The organism is Phenylobacterium sp., assembly GCF_025351295.1.
GTDB lineage: Bacteria > Pseudomonadota > Alphaproteobacteria > Caulobacterales > Caulobacteraceae > Phenylobacterium.
On sequence record NZ_JANXWD010000159.1, the window covers coordinates 1 to 8,549 of the forward strand.

7 protein-coding genes are annotated in these 8,549 nt (G+C 68.4%); 5 read left to right on the top strand and 2 right to left on the bottom strand.

Annotated elements, in window-relative coordinates; translation table 11 throughout:
• The 4 genes from Q0R13_RS21435 to Q0R13_RS21450 all read left to right on the top strand — a co-directional run.
• A partial coding sequence (locus Q0R13_RS21435) for an exodeoxyribonuclease III (RefSeq protein WP_293907798.1) occupies positions 1–633 on the top strand: 633 nt, incomplete at its 5' end.
• 5 nt (positions 634–638) lie between these two features.
• Positions 639–1,238, top strand: coding sequence for a GNAT family N-acetyltransferase (locus Q0R13_RS21440; RefSeq protein ID WP_293907800.1), 600 nt, complete (start codon positions 639–641; stop codon positions 1,236–1,238).
• Between the two features lie 33 nt (positions 1,239–1,271).
• Positions 1,272–1,919, top strand: a complete 648-nt coding sequence (locus Q0R13_RS21445; RefSeq protein WP_293907802.1) for a hypothetical protein — start codon at positions 1,272–1,274, stop codon at positions 1,917–1,919.
• 44 nt (positions 1,920–1,963) lie between these two features.
• Positions 1,964–2,656: an NnrU family protein gene (locus tag Q0R13_RS21450; protein ID WP_293907804.1), complete on the top strand. Its 693-nt coding sequence runs from the start codon at positions 1,964–1,966 to the stop codon at positions 2,654–2,656.
• Positions 2,657–2,715: 59 nt separating this feature from the next.
• On the opposite strand, the gene Q0R13_RS21455 is transcribed toward Q0R13_RS21450, so the two are convergent.
• Together Q0R13_RS21455 and ilvD are read right to left on the bottom strand one after the other, a co-directional pair.
• The gene (locus Q0R13_RS21455) at positions 2,716–3,468 is read right to left on the bottom strand and encodes an aspartate/glutamate racemase family protein (RefSeq protein ID WP_293907806.1); all 753 of its coding nucleotides are present in this window, start codon (positions 3,466–3,468) and stop codon (positions 2,716–2,718) included.
• Positions 3,469–3,534: 66 nt separating this feature from the next.
• Entirely contained in the window at positions 3,535–5,265 is a 1,731-nt protein-coding gene (ilvD, locus tag Q0R13_RS21460) for a dihydroxy-acid dehydratase (RefSeq protein ID WP_293907808.1), read from the bottom strand.
• Between the two features lie 510 nt (positions 5,266–5,775).
• Here ilvD and Q0R13_RS21465 point away from each other — a divergent pair.
• On the top strand, positions 5,776–8,508 hold the full coding sequence (locus Q0R13_RS21465) for a TonB-dependent receptor (RefSeq protein WP_293907810.1): 2,733 nt from the start codon (positions 5,776–5,778) through the stop codon (positions 8,506–8,508).
• Positions 8,509–8,549: the final 41 nt, after the last annotated feature.

Sequence of the window (8,549 nt, forward strand, 5' to 3'; positions counted from 1 at the left end):
GCCGTCCATGGCCAGAAGGCCTACAATGGCGTCGCGCTGCTCTCCAAGTCGCCGCTGGAGGATATCCGGCGCGGCCTGCCGCTCCTTCCGGATTCGGGCGACGGCGCCGACGAACAGGCGCGCTACATCGAAGCCGTGATCTCGGGTCCCGAGCCGGTGCGGGTCGGTTGCCTCTACCTGCCGAATGGCAACCCGGTCGCCACCGAGAAATACGCCTACAAGCTGGCCTGGATGGCGCGGCTCAACGCCCACGCCCGCGACCTGCTGGGGCTGGAGGAGCGGTTCGTGCTGACGGGCGACTTCAACGTCATCCCCGAGCCGCGCGACGCCGAGTTTCCGAAGACCTGGGAAGGCGACGCCCTCTTCCTGCCGCAGACCCGCGCCGCCTTCCGGGCGCTGAAGAACCTGGGCCTCACCGAGGCCTTCCTGGAGGCCGACGGCGCACCGGGCGCCTATACCTTCTGGGACTATCAGGCCGGCGCCTGGCCGCGGAACAACGGCATCCGCATCGACCATGCCCTGCTCTCCCCCCAGGCTGCCGACCGCCTGACCGGCGTCTCGATCCACCGCGACGTGCGGTCCTGGGAGAAGCCCTCCGACCACGTGCCCCTGGTCATCGAGCTGGACCTCTGAGCGCCATGCTTGAGGACGGCTTCCACGACGTACCGGACGGCAGGATCGCCGCCATCGTCACCTCGCTGGAGATGACCGAGAGGCCACCCCTGCGCGCCGAGGTCGCCGACCCGCCGTGGACCCTGCGGCGGCTGGTCGACCCTGGCGCCGACGACTATCTCGAGCTCTACCGCGCGGTCGGAAGCGACTGGCTGTGGTTTACCCGGCTGGTCACGCCACGGGACGAGCTCAAGGCCGACATCGGCGACCCGCGGGTCGAGGTCTACCGGCTGGAGGCGCCGGGCGGCGAGGTCGGAATCCTGGAGCTGGACTTCCGGGAGTTCGAGACCTGCGAGCTGGTCTATTTCGGGGTCTCGGCCGGGCTGGTGGGCGGCGGGGCGGCGCGCTGGCTGATGAACCGCGCCATCGCGTGGGCCTGGGCGGCGCCGATCCGCCGGTTCTGGGTCCACACCTGCACCCTGGACGCCCCGGCCGCCCCGGCCTTCTACGTCCGCTCGGGGTTCCGCGCCTTCCGGCGGCAGGTGGAGGTGGCCGACGACCCGCGGCTGGCCGGCCTGCTGCCGCTGGACAGCGCCGGCCACGTGCCGGTCATCCGGGGCGCTTAACCGACTCGCCGAAACCGGCGTACCCTGCGGCGCATGGACGAGGCGGCCCGGCTCCTGACGCTGCTGGCTATCGTGGGCGCCGCGCTGACGCTCGTGGGCGGGGCGTTCGCCTGGTTCCTGGACGAGACCCGCCGGGTCCGCCGCACCCTGACCCAGGCGCTCGGCGCCGTGCCCCAGCCGCTGCTGACCGCGCGGGGCCGCGGCGTCGGGATCGGCTTCGACCTTGCCACCGGCGTCGTCGCCGTCGCCTGGGACAAGGGCGGCTGGCGGCTGACCTACCGCATCGACGAGCTGATGGGCGTCGAGCTGGTCGTCGACCGGCGGGTGGCCGCCCGGGCCTTCCGGGGTGAGGCCCGCCGGCCGCTGGACGACCTGGGCGAACCGCAGGCGCTGGTGCGGCTGCGGTTCGTGTTCGACGACATCGGCCACCCGGATTTCCAGCTGGACCTGTGGCGGCCCGAGGACGTGGGCCACCGCCGGCGGCTGGAGCCCGGCGAGGCCCTGCACGAGGCCAACCGCTGGGTGGCCCGGATCGAGTCGCTGCTGCGCCGGCCCCCGGCGGCCGCGGCTCCGGTCGTCCGCCTGGAGGCCCGGCCTTCGCCCGCGCCGCTGCTGGCCCTGCCGCTCCTGGCAGACATCGACGAAGACGATCTGGACGACACCGGGCGCGTTATAACTTGACACTGTAAATTTATGAGCCAGCCTCATCTGCGGAGGATCTCGCCATGCTCAACCTGCTCGCCGCCGCCGGCTTTTTTGTCCTGATGCATCTGCTGGTGTCCGGCACCCGGGTGCGCGACGCGCTCACTGGGCGCATCGGCCAGGGGGCCTACACGGGCCTGTTCTCCCTGGGCTCGGTGGCGGGCCTGGCGTGGCTGGGGTTCGGCTTCGCAGCGGCACGCGGCCAGGGCTGGAACGCCGTCTACTGGACCCTGACCCCCGCCACCCGGGACGTGCAGATCGGCGTGCAACTGGCCGCCATGCTGCTGATCGTGCCCGGCCTGACCACGCCAAATCCCACCAGCGTCGCCCAGGAAGGCGCGCTGGACCGGCCCGACGTGGTCAAGGGCATGCTGCGGATCACCCGCCATCCGTTCCTGTGGGGCGTGGCGGTCTGGGCGGCCGGCCACCTGCTGGTGAACGGCGACCGCGCCTCCATCGTGCTGTTCGGATCGATGCTGGCCCTGGCGCTGTTCGGCACGGCCAGCATCGACGCCAAGCGCAGGCGCGCCCTGGGCGCCACCTGGGACGCCTTCGCCGCCCAGACCTCCAGCGTCCCGTTCGGCGCCATCCTGGGCGGTCGCCAAAAGCTCAGCCTCGGCGAGATCGGCTGGTGGCGGATCGTCCTGGCGGTGGCGGTGTGGGCCGCCCTTGCCTGGGGCCACCCCTATCTGTTCGGGGTCCGCGCACTGCCCTAGAGTCTTTCTGGTTCAAGTGGACTCACTTGAACCCGATAAAAAGGCTCTAACTCTTTGAATTAGAGCGCGTCGGGCGGCGAAACCGGGATCCACTTTCGCCTGACGCGCTCTAGCGAACGCCCCCTACCCAGGGCGAACTCCACAGCTGCTTCGGCGTGGGCGAGCGCGGTGTCGACGGTGGGCAGGGGCATGTCGGCGGGGTCCAGCAACAGCCCGATCTCGGTGCAGCCGAAGATGAGGCCGTCAGCGCCGGCGGCCTGGCCGCGGGCGATGATCCCCAGCACCTCGGCCTTCGACTCAGGCCGGATCACGCCCTGGCACAGCTCGTCGTAGATGATGGCGTGGAGCCGGTCGCGGTCGGCCTTGTCCGGCGTCAGCGCGGTCACGCCCAGCTCGGCCAGGCGGTCACGGTAGAAGGCCTTCTCCATGGTGAAGCGGGTGGCCAGCAGCAACGGCCGGGTCACGCCTCTCGCCCGCAGCGCCTGGGCGGTGGCGTCGGCGATGTGGATCAGCGGGATCGAGACCGCCGCGCGGATGTGCGGCGCATTGAGATGGACGGTGTTGGAGCAGATAATGATCGCCTCAGCGCCCGCCGCCTCCAGCTTCGCCGCGGCGTCTGCCAGGATGACGCCGGCGGCTTCCCAGTCCTCCCTGGCCTGCAGCTCGGCCATGGGCGCGAAGTCCACCGACCAGAGGATCAGTTCGCACGAGTGCAGCCCGCCCAGCCGCTCGCGCACCAGCCGGGTGAGCTGCTGGTAGTAGACGGTCGTGCTTTCGGCGCTGATCCCGCCGATCAGGCCCAATGTTTTCATCGGGTTGGCGTCTTCATAGGGTTGGCGTCTTCATCGGGTTGGCGTCTTCATCGGGTTGGGCGCGCATCAGAGGTCCGCGTAGACGTGGGTCTCGGCCGCCGCGCCCGGATGGGTGGTGGCGCCCAGGTGGGCCGGTCCGACACCCTGGGCGAACTTCCACAGCGCGCCCGACTGATAGTTGGTCCGGCGCGGCGTCCACTCCGCCTTGCGGCGCGCCAGCTCGGCCGCATCGACCTCCAGCTCGATCGTGCCGGCATCGGCGTCGATGGCGATGATGTCGCCGTCCTCGATCAGGCCGATCGGGCCGCCATCCGCGGCTTCCGGCCCGACATGGCCGATGCAGAGGCCCCGGGTCGCGCCGGAGAAGCGGCCGTCGGTGATCAGGGCGATGTTGGTCACGCCCTGGCCGTAGATCGCCGCAGTGGTCGACAGCATCTCGCGCATGCCGGGGCCGCCCCGGGGTCCCTCATAGCGGATCACCAGGACGTCGCCTTCCTGGTAGTCGCGCGCCTCGACGGCGGCGAAACAGGCCTCTTCGCCGTCGAACACCCGGGCCGGGCCGCGGTGCCGTGTGTGGGCCAGGCCCGCCACCTTGACGATGGCGCCGTCGGGGGCCAGCGAGCCCCACAGCCCGACCACGCCGCCGGTCGGCGACAGCGGATTGGAGACCGGCCGGATCACGTCCTGGGTGTCGTCCCAGACCACGCCCTGAAGGTTCTCCGCGATGGTCTTGCCGGTCACCGTCATGCAGTCGCCGTGGATCAGGCCGGCGTCGAACAGGGTCCGCAGCAGCATCGGCATGCCGCCGGCCTCGCCCATCTTCTTGGCCGGATAGCGCCCGCCCGGCATCAGGTCGGCGATGTAGGGCGTCTTGCGCATGATCTCGGCCACGTCGCGCAGGGTGAAGCTGATCCCCGCCTCGTGGGCCATGGCCGGCAGGTGCAGCCCGCCGTTGGTGGAGCCACCGGTGGCCGCCACGACCACGGCGGCGTTCTCGAACACCTCGCGGGTGCAGATGTCACGCGGCCGGATGTTGCGCTCCAGCAGCGCCATGACGGCTTCGCCGGTGGCCTCGGCGTACCTGTCGCGGTCCAGGTAGGGGGCCGGCAGCGCCGACGACAGCGGCAGGGCCAGGCCGATCGCCTCGGAGACGCAGGCCATGGTGTTGGCCGTGTACTGGCCGCCGCACGCCCCGTCGCCGGGACAGGCGTGCTGTTCCAGGTCGCACAGCTCCTCCAGGCTCATCTCGCCGGCCGAGTACTTGCCGACGCCCTCGAAGACGTCCTGCACGGTCACGTCGCGGTCATGCCAGCGGCCGGGCAGGATCGAGCCGCCGTAGATGAAGGCCGACGGCACGTTCAGCCGCAGCATGGCCATCATCATCCCCGGCAGGGACTTGTCGCAGCCGGCGACCCCGATCAGGGCGTCGTAGGCGTGGCCGCGGATGGTCAGCTCGACCGAGTCGGCGATCACCTCGCGGCTGACCAGGGACGAGCGCATGCCCTCATGGCCCATGGCGATGCCGTCGGTGACGGTGATGGTGCAGAACTCCCGCGGCGTGCCCCCGGCCCGCTTCACCCCCGCCGCCGCCGCATGGGCCTGGCGCATCAGGGCGGGGTTGCAGGGTGCCGCCTCGTTCCAGCAGGACGCCACGCCCACGAAGGGCTGGGCGATCTCCCGCGTGCCGAGCCCCATGGCGAACAGGTACGACCGGTGCGGCGCGCGCGACGGCCCCTCGGTGGTGTGGCGGCTGGGAAGCCGGGACTTGTCCCAGGATCCGTCCGGCTTGCGATGCATGGATTGGCGCTCCCGTCCGTGGCGAGGGCCCTCTCTAAAGTCCGCCCGCCGCGGACGAAAGGGGCCAGCCGCGCCGAAGGTCCAGCTCTACTTCCGAGAGCATGGACTCGCTCGCCGAAATGTCATGCTGCGGCGCCGGTAACGGAGGTTTTTGAGATGCGTGAATTCCCTTACCCACAAAGGACTCGCGCCGCTTGTGCACTAGCGAAGAGGCGTAATCGTACGGCGTAAGGCAATGTCAATAAACAAATAAGGCGCGCCAGAGGCGCGCCTTTAGGTTGCTTATTGGGATAAACAAAGTCAGTAACATATGGATCATTGCTCAAATCTGAGGAGCCCGCAAGGCGCATCCGATAACCATCTTGCTGTGCTCAGCTGGGTTGACTGAAACACAGTTAGTTATCAGTGCTCACTTACCGCATTTGCGTTGACGGCCCCCTCTGGCTGCTTCAGCTTGCCCCCGAAGCGCAGGAAATAGCGCTCATCAAACTGCGGGGAGGCAGTTCACAAATGGCGTTAAAGCACACATTGCTGGCGTCCAGCGCCTTGCTGGCCGCTTTCGTTGGCGCATCGGCCCATGCGCAGACCAGTTCGTCGTCGGCGGCGTCGAACAACACCATCGAGGAGTTGGTGGTCACCGCCGAGAAACGGGAGCAGAGCCTGCAGGACGTGCCCGTCGCGGTGTCGGCGTTCACGGACCAGCGGCGCGAGATCGTCGGGATCAACTCGATCCAGGACATGACCAACTTCACGCCAGGGCTGGTCTACAACAGCTCGACCGACCGCATCTCGCTGCGCGGCGTCGGGCGCCTCACCAACGTGCTGACCGGCGACGCCGCGGTCGCGAACTACAACGACGGCATCTACGAGACCTTCGCGGTGCAGGCGGGCCGTTCGACGCTGTTCCTCGACCGCGTTGAAATCCTTCGCGGGCCGCAGGGCACGCTCTATGGCCGCAACGCGATCGGCGGGGCGATCAACGAGATCTCCAAGCGCCCGACGGAAACCTACTTCGCCGAGGTGCGGGCCAGCTATTCCAACTACGACCACGCCATCCTCGAAGGCGCGATCTCGGGGCCGATCACCGACAAGATCCAGTTCCGGCTGGCCGCCGACTGGGACCGCCAGACCGGCGGCTGGGTGAAGAACATCGTCCCCGGCATGCCGGACGAGGGCGGGGTCATCAACGAGTGGTTCGCCGAGGCCCAGCTGCAGGGCAAGTTCTTCGACGACAAGCTCGACGTCTGGGCCAAGTACGGCATGGGCGTCTGGCACAACGGCGCCGGCGGTCCGGGCAGCCAGGCGGAAGGCTGGACCAACGGCCCCTTCCCCACCTACGAGTTCGGCCCCAGTGGCATCCAGCTGAACTCCGGCTACGGATGCAGCACCGGCTTCGGCGTCAGCAATGTGGTCAACGTCTCGCCGCAGGGCTGCGTCAACCCGCAGTACGACCCCAATGGGCTGTCGAAGAACGCCGCGCGGACGATCGCCCGGGCGATCCCCTATTCGGTCCGGCTGCCGGTCTACAACACCGAGGCGATCCACGTGACGTGGCACGCCAAGGACTTCGACATCAAATACCTGACCGGCGGGGTGAACTATCACTACCAGCTGCGCGGCCCGACCCAGACGGCCGGCGGCAACCTGGGTAACGCCTCGGCGACCCCGATCACCTTCTATCAGCTGGCCAGCGGCGCCCGGATCTTCCCGCAGGAGGACTTCCTCTACCGGGAGTACAACCAGTTCTGGAGCCACGAACTCAACATCATCTCCACCTGGGACAGCCCGCTGCAGTACGTGCTCGGCGCCTACTACTTCAACCAGCACATCAACCAGCCGGTCTACACCGAGCTGAAGCAGCAGAAGGAGTGGAACGGACCGTTCCTAGCGCCCAGCGTGTTCTGCGCGCCGACCGGTGGGGTCTGCGCGCCCGAGACCGGCAACCGTCGCTACGACAACCGGCCGCGGTCGGAATCCACCTCCTATGCGTTCTTCGGCCAGTTGGACTGGCAGGCCACCCCGCAGTGGAAGGCCACGGTCGGCCTGCGCTATTCCCACGACCGCAAGCAGGGCCAGGAGCAGGTGCGCATCCTCTGCTTCGGCGCCGCCACCTGCTACGGCGTGCCCGGCGAAGTGTTCGGCGCGAACATCCCGGTGACCGACATCACCGTGTTCTCGGTCAACATCCCGGCGCCCGGCGCCCCCTTGCCGCGCGGCATCGTCTCGCCGACGACGTTCGACCCGGCGACCGGTTTCGCCGGCCGCAAGTACGACGCGACCTGGCAGGCGGCCACGGGCACGGCCGGCATCGAGTGGCAGCCCGACTCCAGCACCAACGCCTACTTCAAATATAGCCGCGGCTATAAGGCGGGCGGCTTCTACGTGGGGATCTTCACCTTCCTCGCGCCCGACGCCTACGCCCAGAAGGAGAGCGTGGATTCGTTCGAGATCGGCCTGAAGAAGGACATCGGAAGCCACCTGCAGGCGAACCTGGCGGCCTACTACTACAAGTATGACAACCTGCAGGTCCCGATCTCGGTGTTCTCCGGCTTCGGCCAGATCGCGACGAATTTCTACAACGTCCCGAAGTCGATCTCGAAGGGCTTCGAGGCCGAGGTCACCTGGTTGCCGATCGACAACCTGCAGCTGCTGCTGAGCTATTCCTACAACGACGCCTACATCAAGAACGGCACGGCGCTGGATACGGCGGACCCGGCGGCGGTCGAGGTCGGCGCCCGTCCGATCGGCGCCCTGCAGTCCTGCGTCGGCGCGGCGGCCGGAAGTGCCCCCTGCGATCCCTTCACCGGGGTCCTGCAGCGCAGCCAGAGCCTGAACGGCGCGACCCTGCCCAACGCGCCGAAGAACAAGCTGGCGCTGAACGCCACCTACACCTGGCACGAAGTGGTCGGTGGCACGCTCAACGGCTCGGTGAGCTTCATCTACCGCGACACCCAATACGGCAGCCTGTTCAGCCGCAGCTACAACAAGGCGCCGGACTGGACCCAGGTCGACGCACGCCTGACCTGGGACTCCGGGGACAAGAAGACCCGGGTGATCGCCTACGTGAAGAACCTGTTCGATGACCTGCAGTACGACGCCGGGGCCTTCGGGTCGCGGTTCGTCGGCCAGAACATCAATCCCGTGACGGGGGCCACGGTCCTGGTGAACCAGGGTATCTTCAAGACCTATTCCCTCTCCCCGCCGCGGACCTTCGGTGTCGAGGTGCAATATAAGTTCTTCTAGAATTTGAGCCGCCGGTCGGTCGCCGGAGATGTCCGGCGACC

What these genes read in the sequence shown, in the direction of transcription:
- Q0R13_RS21440 (WP_293907800.1), top strand. Translation starts at nt 639, where the DNA reads ATGCTTGAGGACGGCTTCCACGACGTACCGGACGGCAGGATCGCCGCC.
- Q0R13_RS21455 (WP_293907806.1), bottom strand. Translation starts at nt 3,468, where the DNA reads ATGAAAACATTGGGCCTGATCGGCGGGATCAGCGCCGAAAGCACGACC.
- Q0R13_RS21465 (WP_293907810.1), top strand. Translation starts at nt 5,776, where the DNA reads ATGGCGTTAAAGCACACATTGCTGGCGTCCAGCGCCTTGCTGGCCGCT.
- Q0R13_RS21445 (WP_293907802.1), top strand. Translation starts at nt 1,272, where the DNA reads ATGGACGAGGCGGCCCGGCTCCTGACGCTGCTGGCTATCGTGGGCGCC.
- Q0R13_RS21450 (WP_293907804.1), top strand. Translation starts at nt 1,964, where the DNA reads ATGCTCAACCTGCTCGCCGCCGCCGGCTTTTTTGTCCTGATGCATCTG.
- ilvD (WP_293907808.1), bottom strand. Translation starts at nt 5,265, where the DNA reads ATGCATCGCAAGCCGGACGGATCCTGGGACAAGTCCCGGCTTCCCAGC.